General features: G+C 57.8%; 12 protein-coding genes. All 12 read right to left on the bottom strand.

What is annotated here, in order from left to right:
- Positions 1-5: 5 nt before the first annotated feature.
- A complete protein-coding gene (locus tag DWY76_RS12480; protein ID WP_120081494.1) occupies positions 6-2,684 on the bottom strand; it encodes a UvrD-helicase domain-containing protein in 2,679 nt (892 codons plus the stop codon).
- Positions 2,685-3,087: 403 nt separating this feature from the next.
- A complete protein-coding gene (locus DWY76_RS12475) occupies positions 3,088-4,296 on the bottom strand; it encodes a sodium ion-translocating decarboxylase subunit beta (protein WP_120081493.1) in 1,209 nt (402 codons plus the stop codon).
- 15 nt (positions 4,297-4,311) lie between these two features.
- A complete protein-coding gene (locus DWY76_RS12470) occupies positions 4,312-4,671 on the bottom strand; it encodes an OadG family transporter subunit (protein ID WP_097782221.1) in 360 nt (119 codons plus the stop codon).
- Positions 4,672-4,834: 163 nt separating this feature from the next.
- A complete protein-coding gene (locus tag DWY76_RS12465; protein ID WP_005941460.1) occupies positions 4,835-5,860 on the bottom strand; it encodes a rod shape-determining protein in 1,026 nt (341 codons plus the stop codon).
- 353 nt (positions 5,861-6,213) lie between these two features.
- Positions 6,214-8,436, bottom strand: coding sequence for an ATP-dependent RecD-like DNA helicase (locus DWY76_RS12460; protein ID WP_097777679.1), 2,223 nt, complete (start codon positions 8,434-8,436; stop codon positions 6,214-6,216).
- 494 nt (positions 8,437-8,930) lie between these two features.
- Positions 8,931-10,304, bottom strand: a complete 1,374-nt coding sequence (locus DWY76_RS12455; protein WP_097775428.1) for an MATE family efflux transporter — start codon at positions 10,302-10,304, stop codon at positions 8,931-8,933.
- A 192-nt stretch (positions 10,305-10,496) separates the two neighbouring features.
- Complete coding sequence (locus DWY76_RS12450) at positions 10,497-11,279, bottom strand: amino acid ABC transporter ATP-binding protein (RefSeq protein WP_005938624.1); 783 nt, start codon at positions 11,277-11,279, stop codon at positions 10,497-10,499.
- A gap of 21 nt (positions 11,280-11,300) precedes the next feature.
- Complete coding sequence (locus DWY76_RS12445) at positions 11,301-11,945, bottom strand: amino acid ABC transporter permease (protein WP_005938622.1); 645 nt, start codon at positions 11,943-11,945, stop codon at positions 11,301-11,303.
- 170 nt (positions 11,946-12,115) lie between these two features.
- The gene (locus tag DWY76_RS12440; RefSeq protein WP_005938948.1) at positions 12,116-12,955 is read right to left on the bottom strand and encodes a transporter substrate-binding domain-containing protein; all 840 of its coding nucleotides are present in this window, start codon (positions 12,953-12,955) and stop codon (positions 12,116-12,118) included.
- Positions 12,956-13,185: 230 nt separating this feature from the next.
- Positions 13,186-14,211 carry a hypothetical protein gene (locus DWY76_RS12435; protein ID WP_120081492.1) on the bottom strand — a complete coding sequence of 342 codons (1,026 nt, stop codon included), beginning with the start codon at positions 14,209-14,211 and terminating at the stop codon, positions 13,186-13,188.
- Between the two features lie 274 nt (positions 14,212-14,485).
- On the bottom strand, positions 14,486-16,027 hold the full coding sequence (cls, locus tag DWY76_RS12430; RefSeq protein ID WP_120081491.1) for a cardiolipin synthase: 1,542 nt from the start codon (positions 16,025-16,027) through the stop codon (positions 14,486-14,488).
- A 193-nt stretch (positions 16,028-16,220) separates the two neighbouring features.
- Positions 16,221-16,467: DUF4368 domain-containing protein (locus DWY76_RS12425; RefSeq protein ID WP_120081490.1), on the bottom strand; the 247-nt coding region annotated here is incomplete at its 5' end.

Below are 16,467 nucleotides of genomic sequence, written 5' to 3'. Positions count from 1 at the left end.
GTGTGTTATTCCTCCGCAGTGATTTTGGTCAGGGGCGCAAAATTGGCCATGGTCTTTTTGATGCCCACCTTTTCAAAGTTGATCTCCACGATCTGATCTCCGGCGGCGGGCTTCACAGCCACTACCTGACCGCGTCCGAACACCTTGTGCTCCACAAGATCGCCCGGCTCATAGTGTTTTGCGCCTTTTGCAGCGGTTTTTGCTGCCGGTGCGCCTGTAAAGGAGATTTGCTTTGCAGATTTTTTCTGCGTTGTTCCGTCAGAATATGCAGAACTGTAACCAGAACCATATCCCGTACCTGCGCCGCTGCGGCCATAGCCGGAACCGTATCCGCTCTGGCTCTGGCCCCGGTTTGCATAGGCCGAGCCAAAGCCGCGTCCCTCGCCCGCGTTGTATTCGCGGTTCAGGTAGCCGCTGCGATTGCTATAGCCGCTTCCGTAGCCGCCCGTACCGTACCCACTGGCGCTGCGGCCCCATCCGGACGGCCCGGAGTAACCGGATGCACCACCGGGCACCGTATCACGATAGCTGTCGCCCCAGCCGCCAAAGCGGGAGCGCTGTTCCAGTACCGGGCTGCGGGTCTCCTCGATATACTCCGGCTCGATCTCCCGCAAAAAGCGGCTCGGCTCGTTGCGCTGGGTGCGGCCATACAGCATCCGGGAAACGCTGTTGGAGATGTACAGCTCCTTCTTGGCGCGGGTGATGCCCACGTAGGCAAGGCGGCGCTCCTCTTCCAGATCAGCTTCGGAATACTTGCTCATCTCGCTGGGGAACACGCCCTCCTCCATGCCAATCAGGAACACATACGGAAATTCCAGACCCTTGGCGGAGTGGATGGTCATGAGCACCACCTGATCGGCGCTCTCGTTATAGCTGTCGATATCGCTGATGAGGGCGATATCTTCCAGATAGCCTTCCAGCGTGGCTTCCTCACCGTGCTGGTCGCAGTAGTTCTTGACATTGTTGACCAGCTGACCAAGGTTCTGCAGACGGTCAGCCGCATCCTCGTGGCCCTTGGCTGCATCGGCTTCCAGCATGGCCTTATAGCCGGTCAGCTCGATCACATCGGCTGCAAACTCGTCCAGCGTGCGGGTCTCCAAAGAATCCTGCAGGCGCTGATAGATCTGCCAGAACTTGAGCAGCGGCATTACGGCGCGGCTGAGCTTTGCATATTGGTCGGCATGGCCGATGATGTCCAGCATGCTCACGCCCTCCTGCGTGGCCAGATCGGCAATCACCTCCACGGTGGTGGCACCGATCTTGCGGGCAGGCTCGTTGATGATGCGGCGCAGGCGCACATCATCGCGGGGGTTCGCCACGATGGACATGTAGGAATGGATATCCTTGACCTCTTTGCGGTCGTTGAAGCGCTGGCCGCCCACGATCTTGTGGGGGATGCCTGCACGGGTAAAGTAGCTTTCGATGGGGGCCGATTGGGCGTTCATGCGGTAGAGGATGGCGTGGTCGGCCAGATGTCCGCCCTCTTTCAGGTGCTGGCCGATCACATCCGCGATGTGGCTGGCCTCGTCCTGCTCGTTCTCGGCGGTGTACACCTGCACCTTGTCGCCCTCGCCATTGCTGGTCCACAGGGTCTTGCCCTTGCGCTCGGTGTTGTGCTGAATGACACAGTTCGCAGCGTTCAGGATATTGGACGTAGAGCGGTAGTTTTGTTCCAGACGGATGATCTTGGTGCCCGGGTAAATGCGCTCGAAATTAAGGATGTTCTCAATGGTAGCGCCGCGGAAGCGGTAGATGCTCTGGTCATCATCGCCCACCACGCAGATGTTCTTTTCCGGGCCGGTGAGGAGGCTCACCAGACGGAACTGCGCCACACTGGTGTCCTGATACTCGTCCACCAGCAGATAGCGGTATTTGTTCTGGTAGAAATCCCGCACATCCTTGTGCTCGGCCAGCAGCTGCACAGTCTGGTAGATCAGGTCGTCAAAGTCGAATGCTCCGGCTTCCTTCAGGCGCTTTTCGTAGGCCGCGTAGATGCGGGCCGTCAGCGCGCCTTTGGTATCTTTTGCGGGGCTGGCAAGGGCCTGTTCCGGGCTGACAAGCTGATCCTTCCATCGGCTCATCTGGTTGATCGCAGCCTTGATGGGCAGGAACTTATCGTCCACATTCAGGTCTTTGTAGACAGCCTTCATCACGCGCTGGGAATCATCGGTATCGTAGATAGTAAAGCTGCGCGGATAGCCGATCTCCTCCGCCCAGCGGCGCAGGATGCGTACACAGGCCGAGTGGAAGGTGGAAGCGAACACTTCGTCGCCCTCCTCGCCGCCCAGCATCCGGCGCAGACGCTCCTTCAGCTCCCCTGCTGCCTTGTTGGTAAAGGTAATGGCCATCACGTTCCAGCTGCGCACAGCGTTCTGGCGCAGCATCCCGTCCAGCCAGCTGGGGGCGGCAGTGCCGGTCATGATGGCGTTGCGCAGAGCCTTGATATCGTCCTCCGTGGCCGGGCGCGGTGTCTGTTTGGAGCCGTGGGCCGAGCCGAACCGGATGAGGTTTGCAATGCGGTTTACCAGCACGGTGGTCTTGCCGCTGCCTGCACCAGCAAGGATGAGCAGCGGGCCATCGGTGGTAAACACTGCCTGCCGCTGCATATCGTTCAGGCGGCCAAACTGTTTTTCGATATAGGTATCGCGCAGAGCGCAGAATTCCTGTGTGAGATCTGTTGCCATGGTTTCCCCTGTTCCTTTTATGTTTATACTATCAAAATACAGTATACCACATTTCAAAACGATTGAGAATAGCCGCCGCGTTCGCTCTGGCTATTTTCAGCGGAAAAAATATTTTTATAATTTGTAACTCCGAAAAGCCTGCGGGCTTTTCGGAGTTACTTTTTCACGAAAGAGGTCGTAGAGAAAAATTGCATCTGATGAAACAGCAGCCGTTTTTCGTTACGGCCTTTTTGTGAAAATGTGTTTGGAGCAGCCCGCAGGCTGCGACAAACACGAAATAAATAATATAATTTCCTTATTTTATGCCCAAAGCAAACGCGGCGGGCATTTCAAATCGTAAAACAAAAACCGCCCGGCAGCTCTTGCGAACCGACGGGCGGAAAAAATGCTTTTCAGAAAGTGCTTAGCCGAAGATGTTGATCAGGATACCAGCAGCAACGGCGGAGCCGATAACGCCGGCCACGTTGGGGCCCATGGCGTGCATCAGCAGGAAGTTGGAGGGGTTCTCACTCTGACCGACCTTCTGAGAAACACGGGCAGCCATAGGCACAGCAGAAACGCCTGCAGAACCGATCAGCGGGTTTACCTGACCGCCGGTCAGCACATACATCAGCTTGCCGAACAGCACACCTGCGGCAGTGCCGAAGGAGAATGCGATCAGGCCCAGCACGATGATGAACAGGGTGCGGGTGTTCAGGAAGGTGTTTGCAGAGGTGGTGCAGCCAACGGACAGTGCCAGGAAGATGGTGATGATGTTCATCAGCTCATTGCCGGCAGTCTTCTGGATGCGATCCACCACGCCGCACTCCTTCATCAGGTTGCCCAGCATCAGCATACCCACCAGAACAGCGGCATCGGGCACGATCAGAGAGACAATGATGGTGACCATGATCGGGAAGATGATCCTCTCGGTCTTGGAGACGGTGCGCAGCTGCTTCATCACGACGGTACGTTCCTTCTTGGTGGTCAGTGCCTTCATGATGGGCGGCTGGATAACAGGCACCAGAGCCATGTAACTGTAGGCCGCCACAGCGATGGAGCCCAGCAGCTCAGGTGCCAGACGGGAGGTAACGAAGATAGCGGTAGGACCGTCTGCACCGCCGATGATGGAGATAGCAGCAGACTGCTTCTGGGTGAAGTCCACCAGACCGGTAGCGGTCAGCAGACGAGCGCCCATGTAAGTACCGAAGATGCCGAACTGAGCGGCAGCGCCCAGCAGCAGGCTCTTGGGGTTGGAGATCAGGGGTGCGAAGTCGGTCATGGTGCCGATGCCCAGGAAAATCAGCGGCGGGTAGATGCCCAACTTAACGCCCATGTAGAGCATATCGGCCAGACCACCGTTGTTCAGGATCTCCACCCACATGGGGTGTTCCAGACCGTCACCGACGAAATATTGCATGTGGATAACGCCGCTGCCGGGCAGGTTTGCCAGGATCATGCCGAATGCCATGGGCAGCAGGATCAGCGGCTCAAACTCTTTGACGATGGCCAGGTACAGCAAAAAACAGCCCACGCAGATCATAACTGCGTACAGGTAGCCGCCCGGCTCGCCAAACTTCGCAAAGCCGGAGCTTTGGAAAATACCGACCAGAGTATCAATAAACTGTGTCATGCTCTTCCTCCTCTGTTAAAACGGTGCGGTGGTGTCGTTTACACCCGCATTGCCCCAGCCGTTCTTGCTGCGGCGCACAGCCTTGAGGGTGTACTTGCCGTTGCCCATTGCATGGATTGCTGCCATAATGGCGGCGATCACATCACCGGGAATGCCCTCTTCCACCTGAGGAGCGGGAGCAGCTGCGGCCTGCTGCACGGGTGCAGCGGGCTGTACAGCGGGAGCCTTGGCGGCTTCCTTGGCAGCCTTCTTCTTTGCGTTCATCGAATCGAAGATCTTGCCTTCCAGCGTGATAATCGCCATCAGCAGGATAAGGATCAAGAACACCAGTACGATGCCGGTAATGGTAACGACCACGTCAAAACCTAAATCCATGGTTTTCCTCCTGTTTCTTGTATACTGCGTCCGATACAAGATCGTCAGCAGAAAATCAATTTGGGTACATTATACCTTATTTTCCAATTTATTTCAACAAAAATAGATATTTTTTCTTTTTGGCGCTTTTGTTCAGATTCATGGATAAATGGTGCAGCTTTGATTATCTGCGGCCAATGCGGGGCGTTGCATCCAAAAAGCCGGTTTCCAGCTTGTCGTTCAGGCCAAGGCTCATGGCAGTGCCCAGTGCCACACAGTTGACGGGATCGGGCGAAACCGTCACCTCCACCTTCAGCTCTTCGCTCAGGTATTCGGTAAGGCCGTGCAGCTGTGCACCGCCGCCGGTCAGCATGACACCATTGCGGAAGATATCGCCTGCCAGTTCCGGAGGGGTCTTTTCCAGCACCTGATGGGCCGCGGTGCCGATCTGCTCGCTGAGCATCATGACCGGGTCGTACAGGTCGTCAGTGGAAACATTCACACGCACCGGCAGGCCGGTGAGCAGGCTGCGGCCCTTGATCTCCATGGTCTCGTGGAAATCAGTCTTCTGGGGGCAGCAGGCCACGTTCTTTTTCAGCTCTTCGGCGGTGCGCTGGCCAATGGCAACGCTGTACTTGTTGCGCACGAACTTGAGGATCTCTTCGTCGTAGTGGTTGCCGGCCACGCGCACGCTGGTGGCCTTGACCTTGCCGCCCAGAGAAAGCACTGCAATATCGGTGGTTCCGCCGCCGATATCAATGATCATGCGGCCCTCCGGCTGGGTGATGTCGATGCCGGAGCCAAGGGCAGCGGCAATGGGTTCGTCGATCAGGTACACCTGACGGGCACCAGCGGCCACCACAGCCTCCACCACGGCATCGCTTTCAATGCCGGTAATGGCAGCGGGCACACAGACGGCCACGCGGGGCTTGACCATGTGGGAGCTGTACACCTGCTTGACAAAACGGCAGATCAGCTCACGGGTCATGGTATGGTCACTGATCACACCGTCCTTCAGCGGGAAGATGGCAGAAATATAGTTCGGGGTGCGGCCCACCATAGCAAGGGCCTTATCGCCTGCTTCCAGCACGGTCTTCTTGCGGGTATCCATTGCCACAACGCTGGGCTGGTTGAGCACAACGCCCTTGCCCTCCTGCGCAATGATAATGGTAGTGGTACCAAGATCGATACCGATATCGTTCTGTGCCATAAGTTCTCTTTTTCCTTTCTCTGGTTTCTCTATCGAAACAACGGCCTGTTGATGCAGGCCGGAAATCATACCAGCCTACAGTATAGCATAGTTGCCGTAAAAAGTATACCGGTTTTGAACTCCTTCCGTCTGCTCACTTTGTTCGCATCCACCTGTTCCCCTTTTTGTCACTTACGTGACATCTGTTCCTCTCTTTGTCACCTGTGGTGACATTTCTCCCCGGCGCGGGGAGAATCTGTCCCGGCCGGGGGAAGTCTGTCTCCCGGAGGAAGGCTTTGGCAGTGCAGAAAGCTTTTCCTCTTCGCCAGAGGCTCCCTTTCCGAGGGAGCTGTCACCGAAGGTGACGGAAGGAGTTATTCTGCTTCCGTCTGTTCCGGCGGCAGCTCTGCCTGCAAAAGATAGGCAAGGCCGCTGTAGCGCAGGTTCTGGCGGATGTTGCCCATCATGCGGTTCACAACGTCCCTGCGGCCCGCCACGATGCACAGCTTCCGTGCACGGGTAACGCCGGTGTAGAACAGGTTGCGGTAGCACAGCCGCGGCGGCACCTGCGCCACCGGCAAGATCACCGCCGGGAACTCGCTGCCCTGACTTTTGTGTACCGTGATGGCATAGGCGATTTCCAGCTCGCCCAGGTTTTCTGCCGGGTAGACCAGCCGCTTGTCATCCATGCGCACCACCATGGAGCGATCCCGCGTGTTGATGCTCTCCACAATGCCGATGTCGCCATTGTAGGCACCCACGCCCTGCTCCCCGCCAATGCGGTTCCAGATGATCTCGTAATTATTGCGCACCTGCATCACCTTATCGCCCACGCGGAACACCCGGGCGGCGCTTTGCAGCTGGGGCTTGCCCGTCTGTTCCGGGTTCAGCAGGTTCTGCAGTTCCACATTCAGTGCCTGTGTGCCGGTAGGGCCAAGCTTGGTGGGGCACAGCACCTGAATGTCCCGGATCGGATCGAAGCCGTAGCTGCGCGGCAGGCGGGTGGTGACCAGATCACACACCAACCGCTGGGCCGCATCGCCGTCCGATTCCAAAAAGAAGAAGTCGTCGGTCTTACCGCCCTTCTGCAGCGGTTCACCTGAGATGATGTGGTGGGCGTTCTCCACGATCAGGCTGCGCTTTGCCTGCCGGAAGATCTCGTTCAGGCACACGGTGGGCACCAGCCCGGAGCGGATGATCTCGCCCAGAATATTGCCGGGGCCGACGCTGGGCAGCTGGTCGGCATCACCTACCATGATAATGCGGCAGCTGTAGCGCAGCGCTGCGATCAGGGCCTGAAACAGCTTCACATCCACCATGCTCATTTCGTCCAGAATGACCACATCGCACTTGAGCAGGTTCTTGTCGTTGTGGATAAAGCTGACCACGCCGCCGGTGTAGTCCACCTCCAAAAGACGGTGGATGGTGCTGGCCTTGCGGCCGGTCAGCTCACTCAGCCGTTTAGCCGCGCGGCCGGTGGGCGCACACAGGGCCACCCGTTCCGCCTGATCCTCCAGCAGCTGCAGAATGGCGTTGACGGTGGTGGTCTTGCCGGTGCCGGGGCCGCCGGTGAGCACAAGGCAGTTCTCGGTCATGGCTTTGCGGATGGCTTCCTTTTGCAGGGGCGCATAGGCAAAGCCCTGCGTCAGTTCCAGAATTTGAATGTTTTTATCCAGCCCGTGGGCGGTATTCTTGCCCCGTTTTGTCAGCATGGCAAGCCGGGCGGCAATGTCCTCCTCGGCTTCCAGCAGGTCGGGCAGATAAATATACGGTGTGCCGTCAAACAGCTTCACCCGCAGTTCTTCGGTGCGGATGCACTCGTCCAGCGCAGCAGCCAGCTTTTCCGGCGGCTGATGGATAAAATTGGATGCCGTTTCCAGCAGCTGGGTGCGCGGCAGGCAGGTGTGGCCGTTGCCCGCGTTGTGGCGCAGGGTGCGCAGCAGGGCCGCTTCCAGCCGCTGGGCGCAGTCACCTTCCATGTGGTAATACTGGGCAATGCTGTCCGCGTGGCGGAAATCCAGCTGCAGCGGTTCGCCGCAGAGCAGATAGGGATTTGCCGCAATGGCCTGCATGGCCCCGGGGCCGAAGGTGCGGAACACTTCCATCGCGCGGCGCGGGCTGATCTCGAACTGCGCCAGATAGGCGATCAGCTCCCGCATGCCGAACATCCGCTTGAACTCCTGCTGGATGCGGTCGGCCTTGTCCGCCGAGATGCCGGGCACCTGCGTGAGCCGGGCCGGGTCGTTGGCGATCACCTCAAGCGCCTCGGCACCGAACAGGTCGATGATCTTATCCGCCGTCTTGGCCCCGATGTACGGCAGTGACCGGCTGGCAAGGAAGGCGTACACCGCTTCCAGATCCTTGGGCATGTCGGTCTCGCACTCCTGTGCGTGAAACTGGCGGCCATAGGTGGCGTGGTTCTCGTAGCGGCCGCGGCAGACCACGCTTTCGCCCGCGTGCAGTTCACCCACAATGCCGCACACCACTGTGACCACACCGCCGCCGGACACCTCGAACACCATATAGCCGTTGTCGGTGTTCTCGTAGATGATGTCCTCCACGGTGCCCTCGATCTGTTCCAGCTGCTGCTCTGCCATGCGCTCACCTCCTGCCAAATTACACAATCATAAGTAGTATAACGCTTTTGGCGGGATTTGTAAATCATCCGGGCAGACTGCAGTGCAGCCCTACCGTGGAGAAACACATGATACAGTGAGAAATATATAACTTACTTATGTTTCTTTTTGCCAGTGTATCAGGTTGATACACTGGCCTGCCCTGATACACTGACTCACTGTATCAATCAAGGGGCACTGTATCAGCTTGATACACTGTATTTTTCATCGCATCAGCGTTAATAATCCGTCACTGTATCAGATAACACTCCCACAGTAGCACCTGATAAAGTTCCCTGAAACCAAGGGCTGGGAGTTTCTCCAGCGAATGTCCGGGAAGTGGGGCCCCGTGCGTAAGCACAGGGGCGGAACCGTGGGTTCCGGGCTGTTCGCGGAGAAAGCTCCCAGCACGCGGCCTACTCTACAGCCCGAACAGCAAAAAAGCTCCCCTTTGCAGGAGAGCTTGCGAACATTCTTTAAGCGTTTGCGGTGCGGGCATCGTGTTCCTTCTCGACGTCCTTTTCCTTCTGCAGGCGTTTGCGCACCACAAAGTAGGCCGGAATGAGGAAGAAGCAGGCAAAGAACCATGCCACCGGGCTTGCGATGCAGGCCGCAAAGTAGCCCCACAGCGGCACGAACCAGAAGCCCACCATGGCGCGGGCGATCATCTCGGCCACACCGGCAAACATGGCAAGGCCGGAGAAGCCCAGACCCTGAATGGTGTAGCGGTAGATAATGAGCACCGCCAGCGGGATGTAGAATACGCTGTTCCAGAAGATGAAGCTCTGGGCATTGGCCATGATGGCAGTCTCGCTGGCATCCAAAAACAGGCCGATGAGCAGCTTATCCGTCACACGCAGGATGAGGAAGGACGCAATGCTGTACACGCAGCCGATGCCGAGGGCGGTGTACACACCCCGGTCCACACGGTCCAGATCCTTCGCGCCCATATTCTGGCTGGCGTAGGTGGTCATGGCGGTGCCGATGCTCTCCAGCGGCACGCACAGGAACTGCGCAGCCTTGCCGCCGGCGGTCTGCGCAGCCACGATGTCGCTGCCCAGACCGTTCACCGCACCCTGCAGCACCACGCTGCCAATGGCCGTAATGCTGCACTGCAGGCCCATGGGAATGCCCATGCTGCACAGCTTTGCGCAGTGGGTCAGGCTGAAACAGCCCTCTTCCCTGCTCCAGCGCAGCTCCGGGTAGTGGCGCAGGATGTACAAAAGACTGCCCAGACCCGCCACAGCCTGACTGACCACAGTGGCAAATGCCGCACCGAATGCCCCCATCTGGAACACGATGATGCACACCAGATCCAGCCCGATGTTCAAAAAGCTTGCCACCAGCAGGAAATACAGCGGGCGCTTGCTGTCGCCCAGTGCACGCATCAGCGCGCTGGTCACATTATAAAGCAGAGTGAAGGGGATGCCTGCAAAAATGGTGCGGATATAGATATCCGCAAGGTCGATGATGTTTTCCGGGGTGTTCGTCCACACCAGCACCGAGCGGGTCAGCGCCACAGTGACAATGGTCAGCACCACCGCAAAGAAGATGGAAAGCCACACGGTGTTGGCAGTGTAGCGGCGCATCTCCTTGTAGTCCTTTGCGCCGAAAGTCCACGAGATGGGGATGGAAAAACCGCAGGCGATGCCGTTCACAAAGCCCAGCACCAGATAGTTCAAACCGCCCACGCTGCCCACAGCGGCCAGCGCTTCCACGCCCACAAAGCGGCCCACGATGATGGTATCGGCCAGATTGTAGAACTGCTGGAACAGGCTGCCCAGCATCAGCGGCACCGCAAACGCAAGGATCAGCTTGAGCGGACTGCCTTGGGTCATATCCTTTGTCATAGTATAAAATCCTCCTGCCACACTGGGAACCGGCTTGATGTCGTGATTTTTGCCGTGAAAAACGCCCTGCCGGAAAGGGGCAGGACGTCGTGTACATTCATGAATGATATTATAGTGGAGTGACGCAGGATTTACAAGATTTGCATTGCATCAACATTTACGAATTTTTGCCGCAAGAATTGGTGATTTTGCTTATTCCGAGTAATGCGCAAGGAACTGTTTGGTGCGTTCCTCCTGCGGGTGCTCAATGAGCTGCTTGGCAGGGCCTTCCTCCACCACCACGCCGCCATCCATGAACATGATGCGGTCGGCCACGTCACGGGCAAAGTGCATCTCGTGGGTGACGATGATCATGGTGGTCTTGCGGTCGGCAAGGTCGCGCAGGACGCGCAGCACCTCGCCGGTCAGCTCCGGGTCGAGGGCCGAGGTCGGCTCGTCGAAGCAGAGAATGTCCGGGTGCAGAGCCAGTGCACGGGCAATGGCCACGCGCTGCTGCTGACCGCCGGAAAGCTGGTGCGGGTAGTGGCCTGCCCGGGCAGAAAGGCCCATCTGGGCCAGAAGTTCCTGTGCCTGCTGTTCCAGCTCGGCATGGATGGCCTTTTTGTTGGCCTTGTAGTCCGGGCGCTCCTTCGCCAGCAGTTCACCCGCCAGCATTACGTTCTGCAGGGCGGTGTACTGCGGGAAGAGGTTGAAGTTCTGGAATACCAGACCAAAATGCAGCCGTTTTTTGCGGATCTCGCTCTCGCGCTGGGTGGCGGGGTCGGCAGCGTCCCACATGGTCTCGCCGTTCACCTTGATGATGCCGGTGTCCGGCCGTTCCAGAAAGTTCAGGCAGCGCAGCAGGGTGGTCTTACCGGAGCCGGACGAGCCGATGATCGCCAGCGCTTCGCCCTGTTCCAGCGTGAGTGAGATATCCTTGAGTACTTTGGTATCGCCAAAGTTTTTGCCGATGCCGGAGGCTTCAAGCAGTGCCATGATCCAATTTCCTCCCTTTCATCAGCGGAAATAATCCAGTTTCTTTTCGGCCCAGCCAAACAGCAGGGTGAGTGCACCCACGAACACCAGGAAGAAGATGGCAGTGGAGAACAGCGGCCAGATCAAGCCCTTTGCGCTGTACTCCTTGGCCATCATGATGATCTCCTTGTTGGCAATGGTGTTTGCCAGTGAGGTATCCTTGACGAGGGTGATCACCTCATTGCCCATGGGGGCCAGAATGCGCTTGACCACCTGCAGCAGCGTCACCTTGAAAAAGATCTGGGTCTTGGTCATGCCCAGCACCTGACCGGCCTCGGTCTGGCCCTTGGGAACGGCTTCGATGCCGCCGCGGTAGATCTCGGAGAAGTAGCAGGCGTAATTGATGGCAAAAGCCACCACCGCCGCCACCATGCGTCCGCCGGAGCCGGAGGGCCAAGGGTTATTCATGCCCAGCAGGCCGGGGCCAAGGTAGATCACGATGATCTGCAGCATCAGCGGCGTGCCGCGGATGACCCACACAAAGGTCTTTACCGCGCCGGAAAGCGGCTTACACCGGCTCATGGAGCCGAAAGCCACCACCAGACCCAGCGGCAGCGCAAACAGCAGGGTCAGAGCGAACAGCTCACAGTTGAGCAGAAACGCGCCGGAAAGGCGACTCAGAATCACAGACACAAGAACACACCCATCAATCCGTTTTTTGAACTCCTTCCGTCACCTTCGGTGACAGCTCCCTCAATGAGGGAGCCTCACGCATATCGGCAACAAAAAGCCTCCCTCACCGAGGGAGGTGGCATCGCGCAGCGATGACGGAAGGAGTAATTACATTCTTATAGAACTCAGTCGGCCAGAGCCAGATCGTACTTGTCGGCCAGAGCCTGCATGGTGCCGTCAGCCTTCAGCTCGTCAAAGGCGGCATCCACAGCTGCGGCGGCATCGCTGCCCTTGCGGAAGGCCACGCCGTACTCTTCAGCGTTCAGCTCGTCCACGATCTTCAGGCTTGCATAGTCGGTGCCCTCACCGATCATGGCGTTGGCCAGAGTCAGATCCAGCACAGCGGCATCAGCAGTGCCTGCGGCAACTTCCATCAGGCAGTCGGTCTGCACGCTCTTGGAGACATAATCGGCCTGTGCAAGGTTCTCGTCGCCCTCAATGGCGGCTTCACCGGCAGAACCAGCCTCGGCAACCACGGTCTTGCCCACCAGATCCGCAGTGGAGCTGTAGTCGGTGCCGTCCTTCACGACCACGACCTGTGCGTTCTTGGCGTAGGCCTTGGTGGTGGCGGTGTTGGCCATGATGTCATCGGTCAGGGTCATACCGTTCCAGATGCAGTCGATGCTCTTGGCATCCAGCTCCACCACCTTGGTATCCCAGTTGATCTCCACGAACTCCGGCTCGACTCCCAGCTTTTCGCACACGGCAGTTGCCAGCTCGGTATCAAAACCGGTAAAGTTGCCGTCGGCATCGGTGTAGTTCATCGGCTCATAGACGGTGTAGCCAATGACCATCTTGCCCTTTTCCTTGATGTAGTCCAGATCGCTGGCTGCGGTCTCGGAGGCGGCTGCGCTCCCGGATGCAGAGGCAGAAGATGCCACGGTGGAAGTGGATGCGGCACCGCCGCAGGCGGCAAGGCTCAGTGCCATGGCACCTGCCAGAAAAGCAGAGACAAGACGTTTCATAAAAGGTTCCTCCCTTTTTGTTTCCCAAATGTGTTCCCTCTCGGTTTAGCATTTTATCATGCTAAAGTGTTAAACTGTGACTATAGAATAGCGCGTTTGCAGTCATTTGGCAAGAGGAAATGCAAAAGTTAGTGCAGTTCGTCTTTTTCAAGGCTTTTCTTCGCCAATTCTTTGGTCTGATTGCACAAAGAAAAGAGGAAAAGCTTTGCGCCTTCCCTCTTTTCTCCGCTTTACTCTTCCGCAAACGCCGCCAGCGCAGCCTTCTGCAGCTCCGTCACCGAGATGGTGCACAGTGCCGCAAGGTCGGCATCCGAACCATCGTCCGGGATGCCTGCGATCTCAGTACGGGTCTTGCCCTTCAGGTAATCGCACCAACCCTCGCTGTGCTCGTACCATTCCTTGCCCAGACTGGATGCCCCGCGCATCCCGTAGCTGTCGCCCAGTTCCACCTTGGTTTTGACCATCTCCGGTGCCGACACCGTACCATCCGCGCCCACGGTAAGGGCAGGCTCTGCCACATCCGCCACTGCACCGGTCACACGGCCGTCAGCATCCAGCGTCAGGGCTGCCACTGTGATGTCCACCTGCGCGGTCACATCGTGGTCATCGTCGGCGGTCAGTTCCTTGGTGTCATTGCGCACTGACACGCCCAGCACAGCGCGGTCGCCGCGGGCCGAGCCGACTGCCTTTGCATTCTCGCAGGCGCGCACCACAGCATCCCGATAGCCGTCCACCGCAATGGTGCAGGTGGAGAGCAGGTCAGCATCCTTCGGCTTGCCGTCATCGTCGGTGGCAAGCTTCTTCACCTCATCCGGGGTTTTGCCGGTAAGATAATTGCCAAAGGCATCCGCCTGCTCTGCCCAGCCCTTTTTCAGCGAGGACACCGCCGCCAGCGGGTAATCATCGCCCTTCTGGCGCTTGGTGCGATTGTCGGTGGGCATCGTCACCTTGCCGGTGCTGTCCCCCGTGACCGAGATCTCCACCTCGTCCAGCATCACATCTGCCACCCTGCCCTCGGCATCCAGCAGAACGGCAGCTGCGATGGTATCGATCTTGCCCGCGCGTTCCTGATCAGACGCTTCGGTCAGGATGCCAAGGCCGGTGCGGTATGCAGCGTTCTGCCCCGTCTGCGATGAACTGCCGCCCATGTTCGTGCTCATGCTGCCGGAGGAACCGGAATCGCTTCGGCTGCAGGCGGTCAGGGCCAGAGCTGCCGCCAGCGTGCAGCCCAGGATCATGCGAGGTATCTTTTTCATTATAATAAAACGCTCCCTTTCCTGCCCCCATCGTAAAGGGGCTTTTGGGCTAGTTTACCCGGAAAAGGAACGTTTTATAAAACGGAACTCCTTCCGTCTGCTCACTTCGTTCGCATCCACCTGTTCCCCTTTTTGTCACTTACGTGACATCTTCCCCCGGCCGGGGGAAGTCTGTCTCCCGGAGGGAGGCTTTGGCAGTGCAGAAAGCTTTTCTTCTTCGCCAAAGGCTCCCTCCCAGAGGGAGCTGTCACCGGAGGTGACTGAAGGAGTTTCTTTACATCAAGGGGCTCAGCAGCCGCAGCACACTGTCCAGCACCGTGCCGGGCAGGCTGGTGCGGCATTCCGTCACCTGTATCTCGCGGCACTGCGGCAGCGTGGCCCGTACATCGTCCCGCAGAACTGCCACCTGACTGTTCTTTTGCAGCAGTACACCGCACTCAAAGTGTAGGAACAGGCTGCGGTAGTCCATGTTGATGCTGCCCACTACGGCAGTTACATCGTCGCTTACCCAGCACTTGGCATGCAGAAAGCCGGGCGTATATTCGTAAATGCGTACACCTGCCCTCAAAAGCGGCAGATAGTACGACCGGCTCAGCCGGAACACCAGCTTTTTGTCCGGGATGCCCGGCAGCACCAGCCGGATGTCCACCCCGCGCTTGGCCGCGTTTTTCAGTGCGTCCAGCATTTCCTCGCCCACGGCAAGGTAGGGCGTGTAGATATAAACATACCGCTGTGCCTGCGCAAGGATGTTCAGGTACACCGTCTCAGCCATCGGTTCCTCGTCCAGCGGGCTGTCCGCGTAGGGCTGCACGATGCCGTCCGATACCGGCGGCACCAGCGGCATGGGGCGAAATGCATCATAATCCGTCTCGCTGGGGCGGAAGGCGTTCCAGAAGTTGAGGAACATCACCGTAAAGTTCCACGCGGCATCGCCTTCCACACGCAGGGCTGCATCCTTCCAGTAGCCAAAGCGCTGCTCCGCATTGATATACTCATCTGCCAGATTCACGCCGCCGGTGTAGGCCACCGTACCGTCAATGACTACGATCTTGCGGTGGTCGCGGTGGTTCATCACCAGCGAGAGCAGCGGCACCACCGGGTTGAACGGGATGCAGCGGATGTGCGCCCGCTCCATGCGCACGATGAAATCGGCGGGCAGACCCAGCAGACTGCCAAAATCATCGTAGATCAGGCGCACATCCACGCCCTGCGCAGCCTTGCGGCGCAGGATCTTTTCAATGCCGTTCCACATGCAGCCGTGGCTCACGATGAAAAATTCCAGAAAGATGCTCTTTTCAGCCTTTTCCAGATCGGCCAGCAGCTGCGGATACATGGCTTCGCCGCAGGCAAAATACTGCGTGCGAGTGTTCTGCCACGCCGGATAGGGGCCGTACTTTGCCACATATCGGCTCTGCCCCTGCTCGCGGGCATCCAAACCTTCCAGCACACCCGGCTCCTGTACAAGGTCTTTTTTGTGGGCATCCTCCACCGCCTGCATTTTCAGGCGCAGACGCTTGGCCGGGCGTTTGTTGCCAAAGGCCAGATACAGCGCACCGCCCAGCAGCGGCAGAATGCCGATCAGCGCGATCCAGCCCACCTTGTAGGCGCTGTTCTCATCCTTGCGCACAAGGTACAGGACGATGAGCAGGCTCAGTGCGTTGAGCAGGCCGTTCACCCACACGCGGCCCGTGCCGGTGGTGATGGCAAACGCCACCCAGCACAGCCACAGCAGCTGCAATGCCACCAACACCACCGTGATGGTGACGCGGTTCAGAATGCGGCTGAAAAAGCGCACGAACGGTGAACGAAAAAGCATGGGCCTGCCCTCCTTTCCCATTTATAATTATGTGTAAGTATAGCGCGGTTTTACAACTTTTTCAAGTTTTGCGTTGTTCAAAAAAAAGCAAGCCAGACCCGCAGGCCCGGCTTGCTTGCAATATCAAAAACTCTTTTACTCTGTTTTTCCGTCCTCTGTAGGATAGTTCTCGGAGGTGACTTTTCTGACATTGTTACTCGATGGCATCCAATGGGCCGATAAAGCGGTAGAAAATCTGGATTTTCTGGACGTATTCGCCATCGACCTTTTCCGCTCTGGATACCAGAATCTTGTCAATCAGCTGATGCAGAATCTTATAGTTCAGTTCGGTGATGCCAGCGTACTTGCTGACTTCATCAATAAAATCCTGAATCTTGTCCAGCTGACCGTGTTCAGCACGGCCTTCCCGCTCGTACTGCTCAATCTTCTCGGTCAGTTCA

The sequence above is a fragment of the Faecalibacterium sp. AF27-11BH genome, from assembly GCF_003603005.1.
In the GTDB taxonomy this organism is placed as follows: domain Bacteria; phylum Bacillota; class Clostridia; order Oscillospirales; family Ruminococcaceae; genus Faecalibacterium; species Faecalibacterium taiwanense.
This window is presented reverse-complemented; position numbering and strand designations above follow the sequence as displayed.